General features: G+C 48.8%; 26 protein-coding genes, 1 tRNA gene and 1 pseudogene. 23 read left to right on the forward strand and 5 right to left on the reverse strand.

Annotation, left to right across the window (positions count from 1 at the left end; genetic code table 11):
• Positions 1-7 precede the first annotated feature (7 nt).
• Positions 8-1,123, forward strand: a complete 1,116-nt coding sequence (locus DD597_RS23540; protein WP_116344162.1) for a DNA primase — start codon at positions 8-10, stop codon at positions 1,121-1,123.
• Here DD597_RS23540 and DD597_RS23545 read toward each other — a convergent pair.
• Positions 1,115-2,368, reverse strand: a complete 1,254-nt coding sequence (locus tag DD597_RS23545) for a tetratricopeptide repeat protein (protein WP_058662758.1) — start codon at positions 2,366-2,368, stop codon at positions 1,115-1,117. The genes DD597_RS23540 and DD597_RS23545 overlap by 9 nt on opposite strands.
• A 186-nt stretch (positions 2,369-2,554) precedes the next feature.
• Here DD597_RS23545 and DD597_RS23550 point away from each other — a divergent pair, with 186 nt between their 5' ends.
• From DD597_RS23550 to DD597_RS23590, 7 genes are all read left to right on the forward strand, one after another.
• Positions 2,555-3,349 carry a hypothetical protein gene (locus DD597_RS23550; protein ID WP_129256636.1) on the forward strand — a complete coding sequence of 265 codons (795 nt, stop codon included), beginning with the start codon at positions 2,555-2,557 and terminating at the stop codon, positions 3,347-3,349.
• Positions 3,350-3,430: 81 nt separating this feature from the next.
• Positions 3,431-3,907, forward strand: coding sequence for a hypothetical protein (locus DD597_RS24990; protein ID WP_173651629.1), 477 nt, complete (start codon positions 3,431-3,433; stop codon positions 3,905-3,907).
• Between the two features lie 34 nt (positions 3,908-3,941).
• Positions 3,942-5,264, forward strand: coding sequence for a DNA ligase (locus DD597_RS23565; protein ID WP_129256637.1), 1,323 nt, complete (start codon positions 3,942-3,944; stop codon positions 5,262-5,264).
• A gap of 57 nt (positions 5,265-5,321) precedes the next feature.
• Positions 5,322-5,534 carry a hypothetical protein gene (locus tag DD597_RS23570; protein ID WP_058662761.1) on the forward strand — a complete coding sequence of 71 codons (213 nt, stop codon included), beginning with the start codon at positions 5,322-5,324 and terminating at the stop codon, positions 5,532-5,534.
• Positions 5,535-5,682: 148 nt separating this feature from the next.
• Positions 5,683-5,988 carry a hypothetical protein gene (locus DD597_RS23580; protein WP_058662762.1) on the forward strand — a complete coding sequence of 102 codons (306 nt, stop codon included), beginning with the start codon at positions 5,683-5,685 and terminating at the stop codon, positions 5,986-5,988.
• Between the two features lie 750 nt (positions 5,989-6,738).
• A tRNA-Asn gene (locus DD597_RS23585) sits at positions 6,739-6,813 on the forward strand.
• 241 nt (positions 6,814-7,054) lie between these two features.
• Complete coding sequence (locus tag DD597_RS23590; protein ID WP_129256638.1) at positions 7,055-7,780, forward strand: hypothetical protein; 726 nt, start codon at positions 7,055-7,057, stop codon at positions 7,778-7,780.
• A gap of 160 nt (positions 7,781-7,940) precedes the next feature.
• On the opposite strand, the gene DD597_RS23595 is transcribed toward DD597_RS23590, so the two are convergent.
• Together DD597_RS23595 and DD597_RS23600 are read right to left on the reverse strand one after the other, a co-directional pair.
• Complete coding sequence (locus DD597_RS23595; RefSeq protein ID WP_058662764.1) at positions 7,941-8,855, reverse strand: DUF4238 domain-containing protein; 915 nt, start codon at positions 8,853-8,855, stop codon at positions 7,941-7,943.
• 77 nt (positions 8,856-8,932) lie between these two features.
• Positions 8,933-9,490: a hypothetical protein gene (locus DD597_RS23600; protein WP_048228581.1), complete on the reverse strand. Its 558-nt coding sequence runs from the start codon at positions 9,488-9,490 to the stop codon at positions 8,933-8,935.
• 209 nt (positions 9,491-9,699) lie between these two features.
• Between DD597_RS23600 and phoH the strand changes: the two genes are divergently transcribed.
• The 7 genes from phoH (at position 9,700) to DD597_RS23635 (ending at position 13,717) form a co-directional block, all read left to right on the forward strand.
• Complete coding sequence (phoH, locus tag DD597_RS23605) at positions 9,700-10,473, forward strand: phosphate starvation-inducible protein PhoH (RefSeq protein WP_063162164.1); 774 nt, start codon at positions 9,700-9,702, stop codon at positions 10,471-10,473.
• A gap of 10 nt (positions 10,474-10,483) precedes the next feature.
• Positions 10,484-10,687 (forward strand): hypothetical protein, encoded by a 204-nt coding sequence (locus DD597_RS23610; protein ID WP_048228580.1) that lies wholly within the window; start codon positions 10,484-10,486, stop codon positions 10,685-10,687.
• Between the two features lie 15 nt (positions 10,688-10,702).
• Complete coding sequence (locus DD597_RS23615; RefSeq protein ID WP_048228578.1) at positions 10,703-11,068, forward strand: Gp49 family protein; 366 nt, start codon at positions 10,703-10,705, stop codon at positions 11,066-11,068.
• Complete coding sequence (locus DD597_RS23620; RefSeq protein ID WP_129256639.1) at positions 11,068-11,313, forward strand: GrxA family glutaredoxin; 246 nt, start codon at positions 11,068-11,070, stop codon at positions 11,311-11,313. Before DD597_RS23615 ends, DD597_RS23620 begins: the two co-directional genes overlap by 1 nt.
• 95 nt (positions 11,314-11,408) lie before the next feature.
• A complete protein-coding gene (locus DD597_RS23625) occupies positions 11,409-12,017 on the forward strand; it encodes a hypothetical protein (RefSeq protein WP_165298164.1) in 609 nt (202 codons plus the stop codon).
• A gap of 9 nt (positions 12,018-12,026) precedes the next feature.
• On the forward strand, positions 12,027-12,437 hold the full coding sequence (locus DD597_RS23630; protein ID WP_058662766.1) for a type II toxin-antitoxin system YafO family toxin: 411 nt from the start codon (positions 12,027-12,029) through the stop codon (positions 12,435-12,437).
• 173 nt (positions 12,438-12,610) lie between these two features.
• The gene (locus tag DD597_RS23635) at positions 12,611-13,717 is read left to right on the forward strand and encodes a site-specific integrase (protein ID WP_063946432.1); all 1,107 of its coding nucleotides are present in this window, start codon (positions 12,611-12,613) and stop codon (positions 13,715-13,717) included.
• Here DD597_RS23635 and DD597_RS23640 read toward each other — a convergent pair.
• The gene (locus tag DD597_RS23640) at positions 13,709-14,095 is read right to left on the reverse strand and encodes a transcriptional regulator (protein WP_022649892.1); all 387 of its coding nucleotides are present in this window, start codon (positions 14,093-14,095) and stop codon (positions 13,709-13,711) included. The two genes, DD597_RS23635 and DD597_RS23640, sit on opposite strands and share 9 nt — an antisense overlap.
• A 263-nt stretch (positions 14,096-14,358) precedes the next feature.
• Between DD597_RS23640 and DD597_RS23645 the strand changes: the two genes are divergently transcribed.
• From DD597_RS23645 to DD597_RS23670, 5 genes are all read left to right on the forward strand, one after another.
• Positions 14,359-14,571 carry a hypothetical protein gene (locus tag DD597_RS23645; RefSeq protein ID WP_004110118.1) on the forward strand — a complete coding sequence of 71 codons (213 nt, stop codon included), beginning with the start codon at positions 14,359-14,361 and terminating at the stop codon, positions 14,569-14,571.
• 109 nt (positions 14,572-14,680) lie between these two features.
• Positions 14,681-17,053, forward strand: a complete 2,373-nt coding sequence (locus DD597_RS23650; protein WP_129256640.1) for a porphyrin biosynthesis protein — start codon at positions 14,681-14,683, stop codon at positions 17,051-17,053.
• A gap of 96 nt (positions 17,054-17,149) precedes the next feature.
• Complete coding sequence (locus DD597_RS23655) at positions 17,150-18,385, forward strand: AAA family ATPase (RefSeq protein ID WP_129256641.1); 1,236 nt, start codon at positions 17,150-17,152, stop codon at positions 18,383-18,385.
• Positions 18,386-18,565: 180 nt separating this feature from the next.
• Entirely contained in the window at positions 18,566-22,084 is a 3,519-nt protein-coding gene (dnaE, locus tag DD597_RS23665) for a DNA polymerase III subunit alpha (RefSeq protein WP_129256642.1), read from the forward strand.
• Positions 22,081-22,524 carry a hypothetical protein gene (locus DD597_RS23670; protein ID WP_129256643.1) on the forward strand — a complete coding sequence of 148 codons (444 nt, stop codon included), beginning with the start codon at positions 22,081-22,083 and terminating at the stop codon, positions 22,522-22,524. Before dnaE ends, DD597_RS23670 begins: the two co-directional genes overlap by 4 nt.
• A gap of 31 nt (positions 22,525-22,555) precedes the next feature.
• Here the strand turns inward: DD597_RS23670 and DD597_RS23675 are convergent, their stop codons facing one another.
• Complete coding sequence (locus DD597_RS23675; protein ID WP_052255174.1) at positions 22,556-23,479, reverse strand: DUF4365 domain-containing protein; 924 nt, start codon at positions 23,477-23,479, stop codon at positions 22,556-22,558.
• Between the two features lie 126 nt (positions 23,480-23,605).
• Between DD597_RS23675 and DD597_RS23680 the strand changes: the two genes are divergently transcribed.
• The 3 genes and pseudogenes from DD597_RS23680 to DD597_RS23690 all read left to right on the forward strand — a co-directional run.
• A complete protein-coding gene (locus tag DD597_RS23680; protein ID WP_058662771.1) occupies positions 23,606-24,037 on the forward strand; it encodes a hypothetical protein in 432 nt (143 codons plus the stop codon).
• Between the two features lie 119 nt (positions 24,038-24,156).
• Positions 24,157-25,185, forward strand: a complete 1,029-nt coding sequence (locus tag DD597_RS23685) for a hypothetical protein (RefSeq protein ID WP_058662772.1) — start codon at positions 24,157-24,159, stop codon at positions 25,183-25,185.
• 60 nt (positions 25,186-25,245) lie between these two features.
• Positions 25,246-25,844 (forward strand): annotated as a pseudogene (locus tag DD597_RS23690) (exonuclease); the annotation flags it as partial.

A 25,844-nucleotide genomic window follows, 5' to 3' on the forward strand; every position in this document is an offset into this window, starting at 1 on the left:
TAAGAACGTGAGCGACTTGAAAGAATTACTGACCGAGCTGGATTTTGAACAATGGCTCGATACTGAAGGCGTTATCTATCGTCGCGGTGGAGTGAGTACGCGCGGGCGAGAAATTAACATCAAAGAGTGTCCGGTATGCGGCAGCTCAAACTGGAAAGTGTATTTCAACCTCTCTCATGGCGTAGGTAAATGTTTTGCGGGTGATCACCCCGAAGAGATTCAGTTTAACAAGCTGGTTTTTCTCAAGCACTACAGTGGCAAATCACGTCGGGATTTTGAGGCATACGTTCAGAATGCCTTAATCTCGCAGGGGTGGGCGCCGAAGAAAGAAGAGGTGGTGTTATCCAGTGGTGTTGAGCTTGAGGGACCAGTTGCTCTTCCGCGCCACTATGAACTTCCTATCGATGGGCGACTTCCTGATTATCTCGTTAAGCGTCTCATAACGCCGGAAATGGCCAGATACTTTGACCTTCGTTATTGCGTGGAAGGTAAGCACGCGTATGTCGATCCCTACACCGACCAGGTGAAGGGGCAGGTGTTTGACATGCGCATTCTCATACCGGTTTACGATCTGGATGGTGTCATGAAGACATTCCAGGGGCGTGATGTCACCGGCACAGCAGAACGTCGCTACCTTTTCCCCATGCAGCTGCCAGCCTCCGGAAAGTTTCTCTACAACGGCCATAACGCGGTCGGAAAGCAGACGGTCGTCGTGTGTGAAGGTGCGTTTGATGTCATGGGGGTTAAGCGCGCCATATTCGAAGAAGAGACGTTGCGAGAGTACGTCGAGCCAATAGGTACGTTCGGGATGCACTTATCCGGAAACACAACGGAAGATGCAGAAGACCAGCTGGGCGCGTTCCTGACACTGAAGGCCCGTGGTCTGCGAAACGTCATTATGATGTGGGATAGCGAGAAGCAAGCGATCCGCAACACGATGTCGGCTGCCAGACGGATCGCCAGTCTGGGCATCAATGTTAAAGTCGCCTGCTTGGGAGAGGAAGGACTTGACCCGGGCGACGCGACGCCAGAGCAAATCCTCAAGGCTTATTATCGTGCTAAACCATATACCAAACAGCTTGAATTGTTAGCCAAAATTAAAGGAATAGCAGCATTACTTTGAGTTAACTTCAGAAATATAGACGTTCACAGAGAACGTCTTTACCTCAGTTTTGAAGTTGTCTGTCATAACCGCAAGGTAGGCATTATTGCTTTCATTGAATCGCTTCAAAATAATCTGGACATTGTCTGTGCAGACAAAGGATGTTGCCTGATTTCCTGCATTGTCTGTATTATCTTGTAGAAAGTTACAGTCAATTTTTCCATTATTAGCTTTGAAGGTGGCAACGTCACTCTGCCAAGTAAATGTCGCATTTACACCTTTATCTATTGATTTTGCAATAAGACGATTGCTATCAATTTTATTCTTTGGTTGTTTTATAGACGTGCGAAAATAACCTAGTCTCTTCATATCATTAAGTGAATCGCAGCCAATTTTTTCGCCTTTGTCACAAGATGCCTGATAAAGTTCACTTGCTTTTTGGTAGTCTTTTTTTACGCCCAATCCGTTTAAATACAAATATCCTAAGTTTGCCAAGGCCGCCTCATTGCCTTTATCTGCCGCCTTTTCTAAGTATGAGCGGGCAAGAGAATAATTCTTTGGAGTGCCTTCACCATGAATGTACATATAACCAAGATTTGACATACCCATAGGATCTCCAAGATCTGCTGCCTTTTTGTACCATTTAATGGCTTCAGCATCATCTCGTTTTGTTCCAATCCCTTCATCATACAATGAGGCCAGGCTAGTAATAGCTTTTACATAGTTTTTATCAGCCGCTTTTTTATACAATTCAAAAGTTTTCTTACTATTCTTAGGGACTCCGTTTCCAGACAGATATTTCGCACCTAAATAATACATAGACTCTGGACTGCCGGCAGCCACAGCAAGTTTATAGTATTTAATAGCTAAAGCAGAGTCCGGGTTACCTACCAGGCCTTTTTCATAAAAAACTGCAAGATTATTGTAGGCAGCACCTTCTACCGCATTGTCAGCAATTTTATATAACTGTTCAGCCCTACGGTAATCCTTGTTGACGCCATATCCAAATGTGTACATTAATGCGAGGGCGTGAGAGGCTGGCTTATCTCCTTTTTCCACTGCCGATGTGAGCCATTTTTTTGCTTGAGGATAGTTCTTTTCGAAGCCGTTTATGCCTTTTAGATAGTTTACCCCTAAATCACGCTGCGAAATGATATCTCCACCTGCGGCAGATTCAATAAGTCTCTGATTTTCATTAGCTACCGCCGAACCAGAATTTAGAAACAGTGACAATGCGAGTAGTGCTGTTGAGTTGATGAATTTCATATCGTTTCGTGTTTAACCAAGTGAATGTCGTGTGGTAGTCAAAGGTGCGTTTGTAGTTAGAGAGGTTACTTCAATTCGGTGAGCCTGTCAGTGTCAGTCTTCAAAGCGAGAGAGCGCCTACATTAATAAGTAGATACATACTTATGTTTCTGTAAGAATAAGCGCATTGTTGAGTGAGGAATACCGATGAAAGAAGACATTCAAAAATCCGTGACAGAGATGATTGATAAATCGGGCGTGGAAATCGACGCTGACGAACGCCAGAAAATTGTTGGTGAAGCCATCGATGCGGCGTTGGAGCATATTGCACAGGTGCTGAAGACTGTATCGCTTGCAGAAGGTTCTTCTTACATGCGGGTGTGGGTTCGCTTTGGAGAGTCCCCTGAATTACCGGGCATTAAACAGAAGCGTGCCGCGTTGGTGGCTTTCATGAAGAAGGGTGAGAATGGCTCGATGGAGATACGTACCGGCGCCTGGTACGACGGCCGTATCGTCTTCACGAATTATGCCCAATGCCTGCATGGTGAAGAGCTTCTTAGTGTCGTAGACATCACCCTAAGAGCGATCAAAAACAGAGCGGAAACTGAAGAGGACACAGCCTGCGCCGCATTCCTAAGCATCATCGAATTGCCTGAAGTAATGGAACGTTCTTCTGAGCTGAAGACCCCGCCTGGTCTGCTGGATTTAGTTGTAAATGCTGACACCAAGAAGGCGGTGCAGCGTGTTCGTGAGGTTGAATACGGCATCATCTGCGATATGTGCCGCAGCGACTTAGACCTGGTGCGCATCATTGTCGATGCGGGTCAGGCATGTGATGGTGTGCTCGCCAGTTTTGCAGGGCAGGTGGCACGCCTGGCCAACGAGCTGCCGATGATTAAACAGGAGGCAAAATCCTACGCCGTCCACCATGCCAACGATTTACTGGAGCCATACCGGTTCGAAGCCGCTCAGGACAAAATGACTGGCTGGGCGACCTGGTAAGCCTCGAAAAACCATTTAGCCCCCTGGTGGGGCTTTTTTAAACTGCGCTCAATAAGTAAGTACACGACTACGGTTAGAAGCATGTCCACAAGAACAGATTTGTCGAAAATCCCGTCTATCTCCGGAAACAACGGTTATTCGCTGCGCTGCCCGGAAGTGAAGATCAACGGCCATGAGGCCCATTGCAGCTATACAGTCTGCCAGCACACCATCCTCGCCTACAAAGAGAAGCGTCTCCCGGCTACATCTTTCCAGTCCTGCGCTGCGGCCATTGCTGCTGGAAAATGCCAGGCGCTGAAGATGATGGTCGAAGAGATCCGCAAAGGCGAACAGCTCTACTTCATCGATATGACTGCGCTTATCAAAGAAGTGGAAGAGCAAAACGACCACGCCAGCACGCTCACCCGGAAGCGCAACACCATGACGATTAACAGTCTGGTTAAACGCACGAAGAAAACAGAACCAGCCAAACCCGAAACCACGTCCACCGATTCACTGGCGCCCGTCACTGACGTGTACGCGGCACTCATTGAAGAAGCAACCAAAGAAAACACATGAAAACTCCCGAGCGACCGATGGAGGTTAAACACTAATGGAAAAACTGATCGCCCTAAAGCACAAGCTGGATGCCATAAAAACGATGGGAACCAACGCCAAGAAAGAGGCGCTGGCCAACCTTGATGAATTTGAGCAGAGCATGGTTTCGCTAATGCTCAACCCATTAATTCGATTCGGTGTGAAGAAGTACAAAGTGGCCGAGCCACTCGATACTTCCGTACCCAGCGACCAGAAGGTAGTCGAGCTGCTGGAGAAGCTGGCGGCGCGCGAACTGACCGGGAACGCGGCCATTACTGCTGTCGAATCACTTGTTGCCTCAATGTGCGCTGACGGGCAGGACGTGTTTCGTCGCTTCCTGCTGAAAGATCCGAAAGCCGGCGTCGGTGTCAGTCTGTGCAACAAGGTGTTCGAAAACCCAATTCCGAAGTTTGAGGTACAGCTGGCGTCTCCGTACAAGGAGAAAGGCGACAAATACCCATTTAAACCAAATCCCAAGGCCAAGTGGCCAATGATCGGCAGCCTCAAACTCGATGGTCTCCGGGTTATCTGCGAAGTCATCGTTGACGAGGAAGAGGTGAACTTCCTGACGCGTACCGGCAATCCGATTACGTCACTCGATCACCTTAAACCAGCCATGCTGGAGCGAGGCAGACTCTCCGGTTTCAAGCACATCTTTTTCGATGGTGAGGGTACTGCAGGTACGTTCAACCAGTCCGTGTCGGCGCTTCGCAAGAAGAACGTGAAAGCCATTGGTGCCGTTTACCACATCTTCGATTTCTTCTTACCAGAGTGGCGTGCTCAGGCAAAAAGCAAAGAGTACCTGAAAACCGGCATGAAGCTGAAAGAGCGCCTGGCCAAGCTGGTGGCGTTGTTCCGCAACACTCGCGGAGAGGATTATGCGCCAGATATCCACCTGCATCCTTTCTACATCATCCATAGCCATGAAGACTTCATCGAACGCTTTATGAAGCGCCTGGACGAGAACGAAGAAGGGGAGATGGGGAAAGATCCGGACTCTGTTTACGAGTTCAAGCGTACCCGCAGCTGGTGGAAGTTGAAAGACGAGGATTCTGAAGACGGTGAAATCATCGACTTCGAGCCAGGCGACCCGGACTCTGGTTTTGCGCATACGCTGGGCAAGATAGTGATTCGTCTGGAGAGCGGCGTCATCGTTCGTGCCAGCGGTATCAAGCATAAGTACCTGGATGAGATCTGGAACAATCAGGATAAGTATCGTGGACGCATCGTCGAGGTTCACTGCCATGAGAAAACGCCAGAAGGCAGCTTACGCCACCCGCGTCTGAAGTGGCCGAAATGTCTGCGAGATACCGAAGACCATATTGGAGATAAAGACTGATGCTCGGCCGCATTTGCCGCATTGTAGATATCACGTACTCACTGAAGGAGATTAAGGATGATCATGTTAAGTAAACGGGAGAAAGAAACTCTCCGTGAAATCAGCCAGTGGAAACAGTTCTACGCTAACTGGAAGCCAAAGACCCGTGCCAAACTGGAACGCATGAATCTTGTCGCTAACGTTTCGCCAAAAGGATGTGTGGAGAACTATCAGCTCACAGAAAAAGGACACTCATTATTGAAGGAATTGACTGAGGAAGGGGCGTTATGATGATTCCATACATCCTATTATCTTTTGCTGGCGGCGTGGCACTCGGCTTCAGTATCTGTCGCGATTTGGTCAGGCAGGAACTGAAAACTAAAACGCTTCGCATCGGTAAGCGTCTGTATCGAGTTGTTCACGAGACGGGAGTGTGGAAATGAGCAATTTGACCTCTTTCGACTGGTGGCTGGCGACATACCTTGTGGCGGCCGGCTTCGGATGTGCCTTTTACATTGGTCAGTTAATCGTAAAGCTACTGCTGATCAGATTTGCCAGCTACAAACGCATAGACGACGGTCTGTGGCGCCTGGGTTCTTTGCTGGAGACTCACTACGGTGAACTGAAGGAGAACGAATCTATCACTATTCAAGCTAAGCGTTTTACGGCCATCATCACGAGAACGCCGGAACAGAAGGTGAGTTTGATCAAAAAAATAGCAACTAAACGATGTATAGAGAAATAAGTATTTACTTACTTATCTAGTATATATAAGATTCACTTGTTTTCGTTGAGACGCGACTGTTTGAACGTTAAATATAACTGCAAACGAAGATACGTACCTGGCAGTAGCCTAAGAAGCCAAACACCAGCGAGGTCAGTTTCCAGCCTCGTCACCGAAATGGGACACACTGAGCGAGTGTGATTGCAGAACGCAGGAGAGAGCATGATACGGCACCACCCATGCTCTTTCCGATGAAGTAACAGGATGGACGGTTGGTTTCCTCATTCCATTCCATCATCCCGGTTTCAGCCAGCTAACCGTCCATCCTGTTACGTCATTTCCATTACTTATGTCGTTTAATCTTGGGTTAAAAGCGGCGACGTAACCCGGCTGGTATGGTTAGCCAGCGCACAACGTTGAGGTCACTGTTTTCTTTTAATCATACAGGTGATTCCACAGAGCTGTAGCGACTGATTAATATGTTGGGTCGAACATAAATCGGTTCAGTGGCCTCAACGTTGTGAAAGCAGGATTCTTTAACCCTCTGGTGAAATCATTGTTGCCTATGTAGCCCCTGGTTTCACAACATGGATGATTCCATACATCTGATAAGATCGAAAAATCTGGCGGCCATCAACCGCCGTGAAGGATTCAAGATCTTCGCTCTATGTGAGCGAGCCACAAGCCTCGTCTGGCACTAACGGAAAGTGCAAGTTGCGGGAAAGTCCTTGGTTGCCTGGTTGCCCATGAACAAGTACCGCCGCGAAAAATGATGGTGTAGCTCAGTGGTAGAGCGGTTGACTGTTGATCAACTGGTCGGTGGTTCGAATCCACCCACCATCGCCAACACAGCGCTGAACGGTTTGGAGTTCGCCACCACCGTCGGAACGGAAAGACTCCGCAAATGTCGCCAGACCGTTCAGCGCTGTGATAGACACGGCAGACGTTCTTAACCATTGCTTCTTAGCATCGTAGCAACACTTTTTTAGCGCAAAAATCAAAGGGGCTTCGGCCCCTTTTGCGTTGCTAAATATTTTGTTGGAGTTACATTTGAGCTATCTGCGAAACACTTTAGGGAACTCTACTGATGGCAAAGCTATTTTTCAGCTTAAAACTTTGGGAGGCTAAGACATCAATAAGAGTCATGAATATGCTCGCTGAACAAGCTGAGACAAACATTGTAAGTGCTCTCAATGATGCCGCACTTCCGGGCGCGGTATTGGAAGATGAGTTTGAAGATTATCATGAGGATGATGACGGTAATGTTTATCGGTATACGGTACCGTATTTTACCTGCGGCTCCAGTTCTGGATATAATGCTGATGAAGTAAAATCGAAACACAAACACCTGATTACACAACTTACTCGTCGTTCAGCTTTTTTGACGATGTATGGACTATTTGAACACCACGTGGTCGAATGTCTTGATGTCATGGATAAATTGTCGGGAGAGGAGACTGACAAAAAATTCAAATTGGTCGAAGACTGTCATAAGCGACTTACTGGATCTATAGGTGGCAAAGGCATCAGAAGCATTGATCATCTTGCTGCAATCAGAAATATCATGGCCCACAATGACGGTGTTGTCGAAAATTATCATAGCCTTGCAAATTCAACCTTAAAGAAATCACGTGAGATTAGCGCAGTAAACCGAGCAATGAATGAAAACGCTGGTATAACAGTCAATACTTTCGACGAGATTCTCATGAACGATCGGTTTCTGATGTATGTTGTAGGCGAGTTTGACAGATATGTTCGCGAGTTGGAGGCGGCAGTTATCTACTATCAAAAAGCATCTGTTAATTTTGGCTAAGTCATAAACTATTTATCTGTAGCACCACCAGTAGTAGGAGTGAGGCTGTTTGCATGGAGATAACAACAATGAAAATAAACAGATAATACAGATTAAAACTTCACGTTTGGAAGAAGAAAAACGCAAAAAAATCATAGGGGCATGACTACCCCTACCAATTTCACATAAGTTTTTTCCCCTGTTTGATTACACCATTCCCATCAATGTAATTAAACGTCCGATCGGAAGAAAATACCCTTTCGACTGCATTATAGATGACACATGTATTGAAATGAGCAGCTAATTTTTTAGTTGCATGATACTGACCACTTATGTCACCGAAATCCCCATACAGCACTATATCTTTCGATATGGGGAAAAGAACACAGGTATCTTCAACTAGAAAACCTGGTGAACCTGGCCTGCCATCTGTCCACATCAAGCTTACTGGGTGATCTGAAGTTATGAAGGTGCCTGATTCATCTGTAGAACGGAATAATCGCCAGCTACGGCTACGGAGCGCAGTATCAATAGCCTTAGACATTTCCATTTCTGCCGCTATGAGAAATTCACGCTTAACCGAAATTGAGAATTGCCCACCTTCGACAAAATTTTTCATCTTCTCAAATGGAACTACGGGAAGAGATTTCGCAGATTTTTCCTCATAATCTCGGATAGTATCCTCGTATCTCTCTTGATTTAAAACAGTCATTTTCGCGACCATTTCTACTATCGGGGTTATTTGAGATTGTAAGTGTTCTCGCATAGCTGGTGTTCTTACAGCGAGTAATGAAATAAAAGTGAGAAGAATATCCTTTGTTTCTCCTGAGAATGGCTTACCCTGACTAAGATTATTAAGTTCTGTAGCAACGCTACCCTCAAACTCAGCCAGTGTACTTTCGAGTACATTAGGATCAACATCTTCAGCATCAATTCTGTTAAAATCTCTAACCCCTCCTACATTTCGAGTGTTAGATTCGAAGATTTTTTTATTTTTTAGATCAAAGGCAGTAAGCTTTGATTTCACACCTCTATTTTTCGTAAATCCTCGCAAATAGCACTGAGAAAGGTAGTGATGATGTCTAGCTTGGTTCACAGTTATTCCTTATGACGCAAAAAATGTAAATATGAATTGTGATAATATTATTCAGTTAATGCATTCTCAAACTGAACTTAGCCTTTGAAATGTAAATTACAACCTGCACGGAATCCTCCTCCTATTTCGAGATATTCAGCTCGTGTCGTACCAGTCAGGTGCATAGACTGCTCTGTAAACTGGGCCATATCATGGCTACACTTTTTGGCCGTTGCTTTGTAGCCGCGGTTGCACATTGCATAAACAACGTTTGGATCGGCAAACTGTGAACGCTGTGCTATGGCGTTGCACGTCGTTGAGACTCTCGCTAATGCCTGTTCCGGACTCAATTCTCCAACGAGTGTTGCTTTCTGCGAATTATTAAGTTTGCTGCAATCTAGTCTGCGTGCGGCAATGCGTTGCTTTAGATAGGTTTTCTGAGCATAATAAATGTCAAAATCCTCTCTTTGCATCGTGGCCACGCCTCCAGATTTTGCGGGTATGCTGTTAACTTTGGCTAACTCCAAGCATAATTCACTATTGTCATTTATTGTTTTCAACTGGTCTACCGCTGTCTTTTCTGCTGATGGGGCGTAATGCCCGCTACACCCCGTTAATGTTGCAACTACAGCTGCATAAATTGTTAGACGCTGCATTAAATGCCCTCATGTGTCTTATACAAGCAATATAGGTTGGATCGGATAACAGAAATTTTGTGGTCTTAGCGTATTATTTTATCAATATTTATTAGTGATAAATTGATCTTGCATCGCTGATATAACATTTAAATCCGCACTCGTAGGTAATGACTTACTTATTATTTGTGAGTATAGTTCTTTCGGTAACTCACTTGAAAGGACTCAATATGGGAAACAAACGTAAACAGGCGCGTCGCGCAGCTCGTCAGGCTCTGAAGTCGAAACCACGCATCCACGGTTACGAAATTGACACAATCATCGTTGACGAACTGGCTGCCGCCCCTGCTCTGCCACCAAAACCTAAACGCGACAACTCTCCCATCGAAGCGCGTAACGAGGCCCAGGCCCGCTATCTTATCTCTCTCGATACCAAACCTCTGACGTTCGCCACTGGTGAAGCCGGTTGCGGCAAGACCTACCTGGCTGCTGCCGTCGCAGCGCAGCGTCTGCTGGATAAGGAAGTCGGGAAGATCATCGTGACGCGTCCGGTATTGCAAGCAGAAGAAGATCTGGGCTTCCTTCCGGGTGACATGAGCGAGAAGTTCGCCCCGTTCTTTCGGCCCGTCTATGACGTGCTACAGAAGCGTTTGGGTGGCTCATTCCTTGAATATTGCTTAAAGCCAGAGGTGGCCAAAGTAGAAATTGCCCCCTTCGCTTACATGCGTGGGCGAACGTTCGAGAACGCTGTAGTCATTCTCGATGAGGCACAAAACGTTACAGCGTCACAAATGAAAATGTTCCTTACCCGTATGGGCGAGAACGTAACTGTCATTGTGAACGGGGATGTGACGCAATGCGACCTGCCAGGCAATGTTAAGTCTGGTCTGGAAGATGCACTGGAGCGTTTTAAACCTTCCTCCCATGTTGGCCTTATTGAGTTTGCGACCGAAGACTGCGTGCGTTCTGAGCTATGCAAAGTCGCACTGGAAGCCTATCAGTAAGGGGAAGCCAATGACCAAGGAGTACCTGCCACACCAGAAACGTGTCATGGATGAACACGAAGAACTGTGTGGCCGCATCAAAGAACTGGAGGCGTACATTGCCGGCGACGGGTTTGCTCGCCTGCTGTATGTCGACCGCATCATCCTCATTAAGCAGCTGGACACGATGAAGGCGTATGACCTGATTCTTCGTGCCCGGATCGCTCGTTTTTAACGTAAGGAAACCAAAATGACCGATATGGATATCGAAAAAGAGATTGTGGCCAAAGGCAAAACGGCCGCGCGTGTTACCCCGGAACGCATTGAAGCCGTTATCTCAGGCGAGTTTTACTTTACCGGCGCGGACGGATATCGCAGCTCACCGTTGTGGCTGAAGCAGGAAGAGCCTGAACCGGCCCCGCAATCACTCGAACTGCTGACATTCTGCGTTCTTGTGCTGGAGAACGGCTTTACCGTAACCGGCGAGTCTGCGTGCGCCAGCCCGGAGAACTTTGACCCGGAGATCGGGCGTAAAATTGCACGCCAGAACGCAATTGCCAAAATCTGGCCCCTGGAAGGCTATCTTCTCAAGCAGCAGCTGCACGGGGTGAAGTGATGAAGGTCGTTATCTACGGACGCGATAATTGCTCATACTGCAAACGTGCGGTCGAGCTGGCGAAGCAGCTGCACGGCCACGGCTTTGGTGATTACGAATACATCGATATTGTGTCTGTCGGCATCGACAAAGAGAAGTTGAGCGACCTGGTTGGCAAGCCGGTGGAAACCATACCGCAGGTGTTCGTAAATGGTGAACCTATCGGCGGCTATACAGAATTTGCTGCTTTTGCGAGAACTCTGTAATACAATACGGCTCCTTTTGGGGCCGTTTATTATTTGTCGCTTTCATCAACACAGCGTACACTTAGTTACGAGCCATTGAGTAGTTAAGAGGTTTTATGCGTTTAGAAAATTGCCTGGAAGATATGAGTGTCATTAGCAATGCCCTTGCTACTGTGACCTCTAACGCTTCGCGCTTTTCAAATGCAAAGCCTAAAGCTAAATCTGGGCGTGTCTTTATTGAGCCGCTTGGATATCGACGCTTCCGTGGCACGGTGAAGCACTCTGCAAAATTCGCAGGATTCAAAGAACAAACCTATGTGAGAACCGCAGGTATCCCTGTTCAGGAGAACAGCGATGCCGCACAGCTGGCAGAGATCGAAAGCAAGCTCGCAGAATTGACGGCGAAACACGTTCGCCTGGCTAATGCCATCTCTGGATGGAAAGCGGAAAAGATTCGCAGCAGCTTCGGTGAAAGCCGTTACGAAGAACTGAAGAACGTTGACCTGACCATTCGTGGTTTGGAGGGATTCGTTAACAAGTTGATTCGTGACTCTGAGCAACCTCATCCATACTTGAAGCGCCTGAGCGATTCTGTAACTGAGTATCGTTTGGCTATCTCTGATCTGCTATTGATTTTAAATCAGTGTTTTAACGACGTAGACGTCATCGAATCGCAGACTGGCCTCATTGATGAGGACGTCTTCGCCAACTTCTCATTCCATTGAGGTTGAACGATGAAGGTCACATGGAACAGTGATAGTTACGCCCAATTTTTACAGCCGACCTTCGATATAAAGCCTGACTTAAAGATCACGTTACTCAACGATTTCACGTCGCTTAAACAAGGCATGTACCCAGCCGTATTCGGGAAAGATGGCCCGTATACGGCTCCGGGTGCTATTGTGTCCTCCCGCGTTTATCACGTTCATCTCTTGTTCACGAAGCAAGAACGAACCAGCAGCCGCAACAGATTCAATTGCACAAGCGACCGCGCACTCGTTTACAGTCAACATGCACATTTCCAAGATGTGTATAGCCTATTGGCAATCTTCCCTAACAACGCACATCAGTTTGCGAAAGATCCAAAAATTATGGCCGATATCGCTGCATACGCCGCCGCATTTCAAGCTCTCACTAATCCGTGACAATCACGCTAATAAAATCTCAGAATTTAAATTTTCGGCCTTAAATGATTCCATACCTATTAAGTATGGAATCATTGTACAAAACAGGCTATTTTATGGTTGATCATACAGAAACTTATGCCTAATATACTGTTTATAAATACAGTAAAAAGGCTTCACTCAGTGAGTGGACGATGAAAAACACCTTTGATAAAGCACGCGCAGCAGAAAACACCTCTCGGGAAGCCATCGAGTACCTCGAACGCGCTTCCGGTTTGTCGGCAGTGTCGACCGCCAAATTCGACGGTGACATGTCGTTTTCTTCCGCCTTCATGTTATTCACTCGCTTATCTTTACTGATAACGAGACGTCGACCTGAAATAGCCGTTCATTGTGTTTTGATACATGTAATGCCGCATATCTCTGATGTAAAGGTAAGTGATATAAGTAGGGTCTTGGTCAACCAGCTGGTGAACCCACTGATACTGGAAGGCAAGATCGTCCAGGGCAGACGCGTGTTCTCCCTGATGAAACAGTTCCTGAGCTGGTGCGCTTTTCAGGGGCTGATTGATACATCACCGTTGAATGATATGTCGCTCAATAGAGTTGCCGGTGGCGCAAAGCCAGTGCCGCGCGAACGTAAACTGACCGACGCCGAGGTCTGGGTATTCTGGAACGTCTGGGATTACTTCAATGTGTGCGAAGGCACAAAGTGGGCGGCCAGGCTCTGTCTTGTCGCTGCCAGACGACCCGATGAAGTGCTCCGGGCCAGAAAGGATGAGTTCAACCTTCAACGTGATGTATGGAATCAAGGTACGCGAAACAAATCGGCCAGACAGCACGCGCTGCCGTTAAGCCCATTGATGCGTCAATGCGTGGAAGAGTTGTTCGAGTACGGGAAAGGCAGCCAGTGGCTCGTTCCTTCGAATAAGAAGAAAGGCGTGGATACGCCAATGTCTAAGGTGGCCATTGCCCAGGCACTGAGAAGGATACTGGAACGACCTGAGTTGATGGAGGTTGAGTCATTCACCCCACGCGATCTGAGACGTACAGCGCGTAGTTATTTCCCTGCTCTGGGGATTAATCAGGAGGTGGCCCGTAAGATTATGAACCACAGTCTTGAAGGGATAGATCGCGTCTATGATCGCCACGATTATATGGATGAGATGCGAGACGCCTTGAATAACTTCTCAACGTACATCGCATCTATCGTTAATCAAACAGACTTAGACGAGATAGACCACAAATTCAAGGGAGATCGTCTAGCCACGGAGCTTATTCGTGTAAATTTCTCACAGTGACTTGATGGCCTCTACCACCTTTTCTGACGCACCCTGTTGACCGTCAAAACGGTTACGGAACGCTTCTAGAACGAGTTTTTCATCAGCGGAGAGAGGTGCAGTGCCCTCTTCGCGAAAAAACTCAAGCAGCTCAGGATGACGTTCTTCCAGAACCATCAGCATCAGTCGAACCGGATCTGCATCCAGCGCTTCGGCTAATGCTCGAACCTTATCTACTGGAAGTGGGATTTTGCCGCTTTTGATGAGAGAGAGATTGTTGGCGTTCTTGTACCCAACCTCTTTGGCAATGGTAGCCTGACTTTTAGGCGAGATTGTGATTAACGAGTCAATGTAAGCTGCGTAGCGACCTTGTTTGATCTCTGTTTCGTTGGTAGCCATGTAGTGAACCTTGCGTGTTTTGTTTATCTCTGGTAAGTGCTTACTGATATTACAGCAAAGGCCAGGGTTGTAAAGACTTATCTATTTAATTTCGGTAGGCACAAAATCCCGGCATACCGCCATTATACTATGGTTTTTAGGCGATTTGTCACTATTCGCTTACAGAAATAAGTAAGACGTATCTGATATAGTTGCATTCCATATTGATACAATAGGTAGTAGTATTGCCGAACTTTCAAATGTGTTCAGTTGGATGATATGAAATGAAAAATATAACTTCTAAATTGACCGCCCTTGAGGTTGGACACGCATATGCGATTGGACTGGATGGCGTCGCGACGATCCTGACAGAACTAGAATCTGAAGAGCTTCCCGTGGAAATGGTTGATACGACGGTTTTCACTTTTGAGCTAAAAAATAAACATTTCACTCTCATCAATACCGGTTGCGGCTCCCTTGCCGTGAGAACCATTTAAAACACATTCCTGCCTATAGATGCCTGTACGAACAGCTTAGTTGCCTGTTCGTACAGTGATAAATTACGCACATCAGAAAACAAATTGTTTTAATAACAAGGAAATTCTCATGTCCAAAGCCATGACCAGATCTGTGCTGAAAGAGGTACAGGACTTTCGCGACTGCGTAAAACGAGTTGTAGCGATGCTATCAGGCAAACAGATACCTGTTGCAGAGCGAGGCAATGAAGCATATGTCCGCTACAACCGGCGCGGCGAACCAGTGCTGGTAAACATCCCATCTATACCGGACGACGCGTCACCAACCCTCATGAACGCAGTACGTGGTTTTCTCGACCATGAGGTGGCCCATATCCTCTTTACTGATCCGAAAGTCGCAATGAAGATGCGCGAGAAAGGAAAGGCTCCGTCTACCGGGCTTTGGAACGCGCTGGAAGACGTTTTTATTGAACGCAGAATGGGACAGGTATTCAACGGAACTCGTCGCAATTTGCTGGCCACACAGCACCTGGTGATCGACAAATACTTCAAGGGCAAAGTGTCAGAGGCGGTTTCAATCTGCCACGGCAACCAGCGTGAATTGTTCCTGAAATTCTTCCTTTGCCCGGTCGTTCGCGCCTGGGATGGCCAAAGCCCTTTCATCGACTTTATGGAAGAACACTGGCACCTCATCGATAAGCCTGTGGCCTTGCTCAAAGAGCATGGTATCGACGTGGCCGTTCGCAATATGTCGAACACAGAAGACTGCGTGAAGGTAGCAGCTGCTATCGCCCAAATCATGCAGGATATGAAAGACAAGCCAGAGGGCAAATTACCAGAGCTTAAATCGTCTGCTAGGAAGCCGTCGAAGAGTGAGGATGAGTCAGAGGAAACCCCAGAAGCCGGTGACGAACCGACTCATAGTGAATCAGCACCAAAGCGTACCAAAGGCGAAGACGACGACAAGGAAGAGCAAGAAGATGATGCCTCAGAAGAGGAAGAGTCTGGGGATTCTGATTTGCCCGAATCAGTAGATAAGGACTTACCTACAGAGGATAAAGAAATTAGTGATACAGAAAGTAAATATACAGAAGCAGGCGAAGAGGAATCAGGAGACACCCCAGAATCCGATGATGCCGGCATGGAATCAGGTGATTCTGATGACGAAGGTGGTAGTGATGACACTGGCTCTCCAACGCCTGGTGATGGCATTCGCGAAGACGCCGATGACTCCGATGGTTATGGCTCTGGCGCCGCTGGCGATGGGGATAGTGATAGTGATGACGGCGAAGACTCCGATGCCGGTCACGGGGAGTCGGAAGGAGAAGGCGAAGAGGAAGATGATGCCGCCGATCAAACAGACGGCGAATGTAAAGAAAATGAGGATGCTGCGGAAGCGCCTGAAAACAGTGAGTCAGGCTTTGTTCCTGCTCCGGATGAAATGACTCTGGAGGACGCACTCAAGGCGCTCGACGAGATGGAAGACGGAACAGGCGAAATGACCGAAGACGCACTGTCGGCCACCATCAGCAAAGAGCTTATGAGCACCTCACTTTCTGAGTATCGCCCATACGATCGTTCATACGACTTTATCGGGTTGATTGATGAGGCTGAAGAGCATGTAAAGCGCACCAGAAAGACGTTCGGCGCAATCCCGATGCACTCACCGGTCGATCGCTACCGCATGGTTCCGGAAGGCAGAAGGCTCTTTGAACTGAAAATAGAAAAACATCTGTCAGCAGGCGTTTCTTCGACTCTGGCCAAAGACCTGGAGCGAGCTATCGCCAGCCGCAATCGAGTTCAGTTTATCCCAGGCCAGAGACGTGGGCGGATACATGGCGCGAACCTGTATCGTCTGGCAATGAACGACGACCGCGTGTTCCGCAAGAAAGAAGACCACAGAGCGGTGAACGCGTGCGTCCAGCAAGTGATCGACTTGTCCGGCTCAATGGGCGGCAGGAAGATTCAACTGGCACTCGCCAGCGCCTACACCATTGCGGATGCTCTGGATCGTATCAATGTGCCTAACATCATCACCGGCTTTACCACGTTTGGTAGCCCAGATTATGAAACCATGTCGAAGCGCGGGTTTACTCGTTTCGAGGCGCTAATGCTGCCCATTATCAAAAACTGGAATGAGAAAGCTAACTCTCCAGAGATCCGCGCCCGCATGGGCTGCGTGTGTGAGACGTTCCCCCTGCTCAATAACGTCGATGGTGAGAGCGTCGCGCAGCTGGCGACTCTGTTTGCAGGGCGAATGGAGGACAAGAAGATCATGCTGGTTATGAGCGACGGGGCGCCATGTGCTGCAGGCGATGGGTTCCATCAGCATTTGCGAACCGTCACCAAAGAAATTGAGACGTTGAGTGACATCGATTTGATGGCTATCGGCGTTCTGACCGACGCACCACGGCGTTACTACAAAAATTACGCACTGGTAAACAGCGTAGAAGAGTTAGGGCCGTCAGTCGTCACAGAGCTATCTCGTATCATTCTTGGGTAATTGCTTTACCCGTAAAAATAAGTAATCACTTACTATACAGCCTATTATATTTATATAAGATATACCCCACGAACGACAAACAGTAAGGAAAAACACATGACCGCTACTGCACTACAGCAAGAAGAACATTTGCCGGAAGCCATCGTCTGCAAGTGGTGTGGCAAATCCTTTCATTACCTGAAATCCCATATCTCTATGGGCCGCTGCGAGAACATTCCTGAGTCCGCGAAAGGTCTGGACGTGGACGAGGTGGTGAAAATGTACACCACTGCGTTTCCGGATGAACCAACGATCTCTCGCACGGCACTGGCCAAACTCAATGAGAAGCGTGCCGAAAAGCATTCAGGCGAAGGAAAAGTAGCGGAGATTAGCGCACACCCGGGCTACGCAGGAACGGTCGAATACAAGACCGAACTGGTGGCCGCGCACGAGCTGCTTGGCGTAACGATCAAAGAGCTGGGAACGCCACGCGGAAAACCACTACAGGTGACAGTCAATGTCAACACGCCATATCCGGAGTTCGTACCGGAAGCGAAGAAGAACTATGTGTATGGCGACTTCGACCTGATTAAAGACATCTTCATGATGCTGGAAATCGGAATCCCAGGCTATCTCTGGGGTCATGCAGGAACCGGTAAATCTTCTCTTCCTACGCAGCTATGCGCCCTGCTGAATCGACCACTGATCCGCGCCCAGCATACGGCGTCTATGGAAGAAGCACACGTTACAGGCCAGATCCTCGCTCGCGATGGCTCCACCTACTTCGAGCCGGGTTTGCTGGCGCTGGCGATGAAAAATGGCTGGGTGTACCTCGCTGATGAATATGACTTCGCGTTCCCGCAGATTCTGGGTGTGTACCAGCCAGTTCTTGAAGGAGAACCGCTGATCATCAAAGAGGCAACTCCGGACTGGCGCCGTATCACTCCGCATAAACGCTTTGCCTTCATTGGCACTGGAAACACTAACGGCTCTGGCGACGAAACGGGTCTCTATCAAGGAACGAACATCCAGAACGCGGCGAGCTTCTCGCGCTTCGGCATTGTTTCGAACGTGAAGTACATGAGCACTAAGGCTGAAGTCAACATGCTGGCTGAGGCTGGCGTCATCCGCGAATACGCCGAGAAGATGGTGAAATTCGCGAACCTTGTCCGTGAAGGTTATGAACAGCATCTGATCAGCCAGCCAATCGGCCCTCGCGAGCTGCTGCTGTCCGCAAAAATCGGAATGATGCGCGGTGATTTCTCTGCCGGCATCGAAAAGTCGTTTATCAATAAACTTCCATCCACGTCTGCACAGGCAGCGCGTGAAGTGGTTCAGAAGATCTTCGGTTAATCGTGCGTAAAGGATGTTTCGGCTCTCTTATCGCAGCGTCTGAAACTGGCCGGGCTTGTCTGGCGTGTCCGGATAGGCCCGAGTGCCACCAGTCAGCCAAAGAGGTTGCGATTTCGATGTATGGGAAGTTCGTTGGCTTCCCCAATGACAAAATCAAGAAAACCAGAAAGGTAAAAACACATGAAGGCTCTGATGGTCAGAACTGACTTCTCCCTGGGAGAGTCGGCTCTAAAAGCAGAAAACGCGGTGAAAATCGCGAGAGACGCTGGCTACACCGCTGTCATTTCCGCTGACAGCATGAACATTGCCAGTGTGATCCCCTTGCAACGTGCCGCTGGCGACGACATGGCGGTTATTTGTGGTGTTAAGCTGAATGTTGTCGACGATCCGACATACGAGCACCGCGCCCGCCTTGCGAAAGAGTCAGGGGGATGTATGGAATCATTGGTACGTGATCGCAGCTACTGCTTCACGGCACTGATAAAGAACGAGCAAGGTTATCGCGACGTGTGCGAACTGATGACCTTAGCCAACAAGCGCGAGCAATTCTACTTTGTCCCGCGTCTGGCGCTTGACCAGCTGGCGGCCGCATATGCCAAAGGCAACATCATCCTGCTGACGTCTGACATTGGCAGTGTATTCCAGCGCCGGGACTTCGCAAAGATTATCGGGACGCTGGTGACAGCTGGAGGACGCGATAACTTCTACAGCGTGGTTTATCCGCACCCTACCCCATTCTACGACCAGATTAACGTCCGGGCGATGAAAGTGGCGAGCGCACTGAAAATAGAGCCAGTGGCGTTCTATCCCGCTTATTACGAAGCGGTCGACGACGCTGACATTAAAGACATTGCGCACATGGTTACGAACAACATCAAAATCGACCAGCCGCATCGTCTGCGTATTCCCCACCAGCGAGATAACGCCGTTAATGGTCGCCGCCATCTCCTTGAAGCGCTGAAAGCCTTCTCCGTTCGAATGGATGTGCCGGTAACAGCTGCAATGGCCTCAACAACGCAGGACACCATTATTGAAGCCTGCACATGGCGCTGGCATGAATTGCCACCAGCACTGCCCAAGATGGCAGACGACGAGCCTGCAACGCTGATGAAGCTGGCTGTCGCGGGGCTGCGCAAGCGTCTTACTACCAAAGAGTTTGGCTACACACCACCGGCTTCTGAGCACCGTGTGTATGTTGATCGCCTGAAGTACGAAATGGACACTCTGACCCGCCTGGGCTTCTGTGGTTACTTCCTGATGGTGCGCGACCTGATGAATCACAGCCGTGAAACTGGCATTCCTGTCGGGCCAGGTCGTGGTTCCTCTGCCGGGTCTCTGGTGGCGTGGTGCATAGGCATAACCAACGTTGATCCTATCCGTCACGGTCTTCTGTTTGAGCGTTTCATTAACCCTGAACGTCTCGACTTGCCGGATGCGGATCTGGACTTCAGCCAGGCACGTCGTCATGAGGTGATCGAGTATCTGAATGAACGCTATGGCGAAGTTTACGTTGCCGGTATTCCGAACTTCACCTATCTGGGCGCTGCTTCGGCGCTGCGTGACACTGCGCGTATTTACGGTGTCGACGCTGCGGATATGGCGGTATCCAAAGAGTTCAAGAATCTGGAAGACGATAGCCTGTCGCTGGAAGAGCTGCGCGAGCAACTGGCCAGCCTGGACAAATACGCCACGAAAAACCCGGAAGCGTTCAAAGCGGCGTGTAAGCTGCAAAGCCTGATGCGTGGTTTTGGTCGTCACGCTGCGGGGATGATCGTCGCTGGTGTTCCATTGGTAGAGCGCACGCCCGTCGAGCTGCGTGGCAATGCTCGCTGTATTGCGTTCGATAAACGTTACTGCGAGGCGATGGGGCTGATTAAGCTGGACGTTCTCGGTCTGGCAACGCTCGATCTGCTGGATAGCGCGAAACGCTACATCAAAGAGAGTACCGGGGAAGACATCAATCTCGATGCTATCCCACTGGACGATCGCAAGGTTCTGGATGGGTTCGCTGCAGGGTACACGCAGGGCGTATTCCAGCTGGAGTCCGGCCCCATGCGCAAGCTGCTTAAAGATCTGGGCGGTGGCATTGAACCAATGAGCTTCAAAACCGTTGTCGCCACTACCGCACTCTTCCGACCAGGCCCGATTCAATCCGGCATGTTGGACGACTATGTCTCCGTGGCCAAAGGCTTCATGGCTCCACAGTCGTTGCACCCGGTACTGGACGAACTTACCGCGGAAACCAACGGCGTGATTCTGTATCAGGAACAGACGATGAACGCGACACGATTGCTGGCCGGCTTCACGATGGCCGAAGCTGATGGTGTGCGTAAAGCGATCGGTAAAAAGGATATGGAAAAGATGAAGAGCATGGGCGAGAAGTTCGTCGTTCAGGCTCAAGCTGGTTGGATCGACGTTGAGATGGAAGACGGCACAACGCAGCGTATTCACCGCGCGGAACACTTTAAATGTGAGGACGGCGCACTGCGGACGGTCGAAGAAGCGCTGGAGGCTGGTGTGAAATTGCCTATGGCTGCTGTACGCGTTACAGGGTCACAACCGGGCTTGTCTGAAACGAAAGCGAGGGAGATCTGGGCTGCCTTCGAGAAGAACGGTGCGTATCAGTTCAACAAATCACACTCCGTTGCCTACTCGCTGATCAGCTATCAGTCTATGTGGTTAAAGACACACTACCCTGCTGAGTTCTTCGCTGCTGCGCTCACCATTCTGGGCGAGGATAAGCACCAAGGGCTGGTTAAGGATGCGCTGACCTATGGCATTCGCGTATTACCACCAGACGTTAACGTGTCATCTAACCGAATTGAGATCCGCACGCTGGAAGACGGCAGCCAGGTACTGTATGCGCCATTCTCTGCTGTGAAAGGCTGCTCTGAGAACGGATGCCAGGCCATCATGAGAGCGCGTGAGAAAGTTGGCGGCAAATTCGAGTCACTTGAGCAATTTGAGGAAGCGGTCGAGAAGCGTGCGTGTAACAGCCGGGTACGCGAGTCACTGCAAAAAGTAGGTGCGTTCGCATCGATTGAGCCTGGCAGTCTGCCAGCGACAGATCCGGAACGACTGCGCGACCAGGCAGAGTTGATGGGCAATCTGGTGATCGACGCTGTAAAAGCCTCTCGACCGTTCGAGATGAACCCTAAGCGCTCTGCTGAAGTGAATGTACTGATGACTCGCATGGCGGCCGAAATGGGTCTGGGAGACGACCTGATCCGTCCAAGCATTGGTATTAAGCCGAAAATCATGGTCATTCTGGACAACGCGAACGGCAATGATGGGCGTACCGGTTACTTCATGGAGAACGGCTACGACGACTTTAAGGCGAAATTACTTACTTCAGGCGATCTGCGCATGGGCGATCTCTACGTCACCGGCGTATGCAAAAAGGTGAAGGACAAAGAGAAGGACTACACCAAAGACGAGATCGGCCAGTTCACCGACTTTATGCGTGAAGAGATCAATCTGGTGCGTCCGACCTATGTGCTGACGTGTGGCAGCCGGGCGACGTCACTCTTCAACAACAAAAGCAAACCATCCGACCTGGTTGGACGCAAAGAGTATCTGCCAGAGCTGGATGTGACCGTTTTCTACGGATTTAACCCGAACATTTTGTACTTTCGCCCAGAGGAAGGCGAAAAGCTGGAAGCAATTCTGGCAGAGGTAGCGGAGACTATTAGCAAATGAATAAAGAGAACACCATGAACGAGGCACAGAAGATTGCACAAGCGCTGGCGGCTATCCCAGCGGATTTTCAGGATAAAGCAGTTGCGGCCACCATGCGGTCGCAGTTCTGGGAAATCATCGACTGTCCGGTCACGTTAGATCTGGCGCTGGCGTTCGCCGGGCTGGATGGTGCCGACAAAGTCAGTCGTTTGCGTAAATGTGCCAGAGCGCTGGCGCTTAAAACGCAAGATCCGAAGGCGTGCCAGTATCTGCTGGAGATCCACGAATCGGATAACCCAGAGGAACAGCTGGAGGCGTTCAAAGTGTTCCGCAATCGGGTGGTGCTGAAGGTGGCCAAAGAGTTTATGGAAGTGAACAAGATTGGCGATGTGAGACAGTACAGGCTGAAGCGCCAGACCAGAGTCACGCTATCCAATATTTTTGGTAAGAAATTCGCTTAATGAAATGGCCCGATTCTTTCGGGCATTTTCATTAATAGTTATATATGTTATTTCTTATGATCTCTTGAATTTGCACATTGACGGGGAAACAGCTTTCCATTTCATCTTTAAAAATAGAACTCTCACCTCTAAAGTGATATGCCAAATTTGAGAAGTAATCTAGCAGTCGGTCTAAATGAAGATCGCATAGTTCCATATATTCCTGAACTACAGGGTATTGCATGACAAGTAGTTTATTATCAGTTTTAAGTCTTAAAAATTCATCATAGTCATTAAGCAATCTATTCAAGGAATGAGGATAGGTCTCCCAGGCAACAGGGAATTTAAAATCCTCTTCCGGCAAACCTGATTCTTCAATTTCTTCATTTACTTCGTTAATGACTTTCATAAGTTCATGTTTTGAACTCGTTGCCATCTCAACAACTTCCTTGTCAAGCTCGGTCATCCATAGCTTCGACCAATCCTGCTTGTGCATTGGACGAAGACGATGCTTGTGCGATTCAAAGATAATATTAGTTTTTGAATCCTTATTTTTTCGTGCCTTCTCAGAATAGTTATCAAGGCTTTCACTATCTAAATGACGCCAGTATATTTCAGGCTCATCTTTAATATTCATTTCATTAAGACTTACAAGCACAATTACTACCGGCTCATGTTGAGAACTCCAATAGCCAAGGTTATCAAGACCAACTCTAACACTTAAACTTTCTTCCATCTGTCTTGAGGTAGTTTTAACCTGAACAGAAATAAAAGCCCCTGTTGATTTGGTGTCATCTGCAAACATTTCAACCTGAGCATCAATTCCCATGTCAACACTCAATAGTCGACAAGGCCAGCCAAAGTATCGTGATATCCAGTAGGCGAATAAATACTCCCCGGCATGTCCGTAGGCACTGGATTTTGGGTAAATCATCGCCTCTTTTGGTGACTGGTTGTTTGTCTTTGGTGATTTCATTTTTAATTCCTTGTTAAAGCTCAATCTTCCCCTTTCGCCCCAAAAATGTCTACCGCCAATCATGGCAGTAACCCTCCATTTGTTTGATATAATCAGATACACAAAAGTAAGCTGGAACCTATCAATATGAACACCGATATCTACGAAAAAATCATGTCCGACCTGGAGTTCGACCGCGACAATCTGGAGGAAGTCTGGCGTCAGCAACCGCGCCTCTTGATGGAGTACGGCTCTAAGCTGGCGCGGGCAGAACGAGAGGTCGCAGATGCAAAACTCTCCCTTGATGCGATTGAGGCGAAAATCTACGACAACGAGCGTAAGAACCTGAGCATGAACGGAATTAAGTTCAATGAATCCGTACTGGAGGCGAAGGTTAGAACTAACCCACAATACCTCGCAAAGCGCCAGAAACTCGACGAAGCACGGCACATTGCAGATCTGTACAAGCACGCTGTAGCCGCCTTCTCACACCGCCGCGACATGATTGTCCAGGCGTCCAAAATGGCTATCGTAGAGATTGAACGTTTGGGCGCCGAACGTTTCCACTCCCCCCGTTAATTTATGCTAGATAGTAAGTAAGTACTGATCTATCATTCTTTTCGCTCGAAAGAGCCAAGAGTAAACGAAAGCCCAACGCGCATAGCGCCAATGGCCACAATCACAACAAGGAGAAATACATGTCTAAGTCATTACTTGATCTGCTTAACAAGACCCGTGGCGATATTGCTTCTAAACGTGGCAATAACGTTGATGTGACCCGTCTGAAAGACGGCAATAACTATCTGCGCATTTTCCCGAACAAGGACGACCCGAATGGCCTGTTCTTCCAGACTTTCGGTATGCACTACGTTAAGCATCAGAATGAGGAAGGCAAAGATGTAACCACCGCCTACATCTGCGAACAGCACACCCACGGCCACGCTTGCCAGCTGTGTGAGATGGTTATGGAAGGTCGTGCTCGCTTTAAGGGCAACAAAGCGATGGAAGAGCGCATTAACAGTATGCGTGCTACACCGCGTTATCTGGTCAACGGTGTTCTGTCTGCGCGCGAAGACTTTGCAGACGCAGAGAAATGCCAGCTGATTGAGCTGCCGTCTACGGTCTTCGACGATATCTGCAAAGTGATGTCCGAAGATATTGCGGATGATATCGGCAACCCACTGAGCAAAGAAGAAGGCTATGCGTTCCTGATTAAGCGTACCGGTTCCGGTCGTGACACCAAGTACGACGTATCCCCGAAACGTAAAGTCTACAAAGGCGACATTCCTGAGAAGCTCTGGACTACCCAACACGATCTGATCGCATACGCGAACCAGGCTGACGAAACTCGTCTGCTGTCTACGGCTCGCACTATGGGTCGTCTGATTGGTATTGCGACTCCGGCAGCAACAATGTCCTCTCCGGCCATTTCTTCCGCTGCAAAATCAGCTGCTGCTGAACTGCCAGGCTTTGGCTCTATCACTGGTCATACGGAAGGCGCAGCTGCTGTCGCTACAGCACACACTCCGGCTCCAGAGTCCACCAGCCTGGTTGATGAAGAGATCCTGCGTGCCGCTGAAGCTGAGTTCAAACCGGAAACTAAACCGGAAGAAGTTAAAGCTCCGGAAGCCGCCGCAGCTGCAAGTGCTTCAGCATCTGCTGCCGCTGCATCTGCACCAGCTGACGAAGGTCTCGACGACCTGCTGGCTGAACTGGACGCTCTGTAATCCCATAACGTGACCAGTAAGGCGTCTACGGACGCCTTACTTTTTGGAAGGAGTGTACCGGTGAATTATCTCTTTGTGGACGGTAACAGCCTGGGCTATTACCACCAGCAATCCGACAAATTACACAACGGCGAGATGGAAGTTCAGGCGGCTTTTGGCTTCGTGAAGAACGTTCGTCGTTACGCCTCAATTCTCCATGCCCGCCCAATGATCTTGTGGGATGGATTCAGCGACAAACGTCGCGACTTCTACCCGGAGTACAAAGCGAATCGCGATGACGACCCGGATATGAAGAAGATGAAAGAAGGCTTTGCCATCCAGAAGCCGTACATCTTGAAAATGATGACCGCGCTGGGCGTTAACCAACTCATTGCAAAGGACGCAGAAGCGGACGACCTGGCTGGAATGCTGGTCTCTCGCCTGGCTCCGCAGCCGACCGTCGATCACATCTACCTGCTGACTGGCGATGGCGACTGGCTCCAGCTGGTTCGCGAGAATGTGAGCTGGGTAAGCCTGCGTGAAGATGCCAAGCACAAGCAGGTGAACTTCGAACAGTTCGCAGAGCTGACCGGTCTGCCAACGCCACGAGCGTTTCTGGAAGCGAAAGCGTTGCAGGGCGATAACTCGGACAACATCAAAGGCGTCGGCGGCATTGGTGA

The sequence above is a fragment of the Enterobacter cloacae complex sp. 677-3DZ2D5B genome (genome assembly GCF_004136695.1).
Taxonomy (GTDB): Bacteria; Pseudomonadota; Gammaproteobacteria; order Enterobacterales; family Enterobacteriaceae; genus Enterobacter; species Enterobacter hormaechei_C.

Coding starts and splice junctions, on each gene's coding strand:
- DD597_RS23685 (WP_058662772.1), top strand. CDS start 24,157: ATGTCTAAGTCATTACTTGATCTGCTTAACAAGACCCGTGGCGATATT.
- DD597_RS23645 (WP_004110118.1), top strand. CDS start 14,359: ATGAAAAATATAACTTCTAAATTGACCGCCCTTGAGGTTGGACACGCA.
- DD597_RS23580 (WP_058662762.1), top strand. CDS start 5,683: ATGAGCAATTTGACCTCTTTCGACTGGTGGCTGGCGACATACCTTGTG.
- DD597_RS23570 (WP_058662761.1), top strand. CDS start 5,322: ATGATCATGTTAAGTAAACGGGAGAAAGAAACTCTCCGTGAAATCAGC.
- dnaE (WP_129256642.1), top strand. CDS start 18,566: ATGAAGGCTCTGATGGTCAGAACTGACTTCTCCCTGGGAGAGTCGGCT.
- DD597_RS23600 (WP_048228581.1), bottom strand. CDS start 9,490: ATGCAGCGTCTAACAATTTATGCAGCTGTAGTTGCAACATTAACGGGG.
- DD597_RS23625 (WP_165298164.1), top strand. CDS start 11,409: ATGCGTTTAGAAAATTGCCTGGAAGATATGAGTGTCATTAGCAATGCC.
- DD597_RS23545 (WP_058662758.1), bottom strand. CDS start 2,368: ATGAAATTCATCAACTCAACAGCACTACTCGCATTGTCACTGTTTCTA.
- DD597_RS23675 (WP_052255174.1), bottom strand. CDS start 23,479: ATGAAATCACCAAAGACAAACAACCAGTCACCAAAAGAGGCGATGATT.
- DD597_RS24990 (WP_173651629.1), top strand. CDS start 3,431: ATGTCCACAAGAACAGATTTGTCGAAAATCCCGTCTATCTCCGGAAAC.
- DD597_RS23620 (WP_129256639.1), top strand. CDS start 11,068: ATGAAGGTCGTTATCTACGGACGCGATAATTGCTCATACTGCAAACGT.
- DD597_RS23655 (WP_129256641.1), top strand. CDS start 17,150: ATGACCGCTACTGCACTACAGCAAGAAGAACATTTGCCGGAAGCCATC.
- DD597_RS23565 (WP_129256637.1), top strand. CDS start 3,942: ATGGAAAAACTGATCGCCCTAAAGCACAAGCTGGATGCCATAAAAACG.
- DD597_RS23590 (WP_129256638.1), top strand. CDS start 7,055: ATGGCAAAGCTATTTTTCAGCTTAAAACTTTGGGAGGCTAAGACATCA.
- DD597_RS23610 (WP_048228580.1), top strand. CDS start 10,484: ATGACCAAGGAGTACCTGCCACACCAGAAACGTGTCATGGATGAACAC.
- DD597_RS23630 (WP_058662766.1), top strand. CDS start 12,027: ATGAAGGTCACATGGAACAGTGATAGTTACGCCCAATTTTTACAGCCG.
- DD597_RS23650 (WP_129256640.1), top strand. CDS start 14,681: ATGTCCAAAGCCATGACCAGATCTGTGCTGAAAGAGGTACAGGACTTT.
- DD597_RS23670 (WP_129256643.1), top strand. CDS start 22,081: ATGAATAAAGAGAACACCATGAACGAGGCACAGAAGATTGCACAAGCG.
- DD597_RS23680 (WP_058662771.1), top strand. CDS start 23,606: ATGAACACCGATATCTACGAAAAAATCATGTCCGACCTGGAGTTCGAC.
- DD597_RS23635 (WP_063946432.1), top strand. CDS start 12,611: ATGAAAAACACCTTTGATAAAGCACGCGCAGCAGAAAACACCTCTCGG.
- DD597_RS23640 (WP_022649892.1), bottom strand. CDS start 14,095: ATGGCTACCAACGAAACAGAGATCAAACAAGGTCGCTACGCAGCTTAC.
- phoH (WP_063162164.1), top strand. CDS start 9,700: ATGGGAAACAAACGTAAACAGGCGCGTCGCGCAGCTCGTCAGGCTCTG.
- DD597_RS23550 (WP_129256636.1), top strand. CDS start 2,555: ATGAAAGAAGACATTCAAAAATCCGTGACAGAGATGATTGATAAATCG.
- DD597_RS23615 (WP_048228578.1), top strand. CDS start 10,703: ATGACCGATATGGATATCGAAAAAGAGATTGTGGCCAAAGGCAAAACG.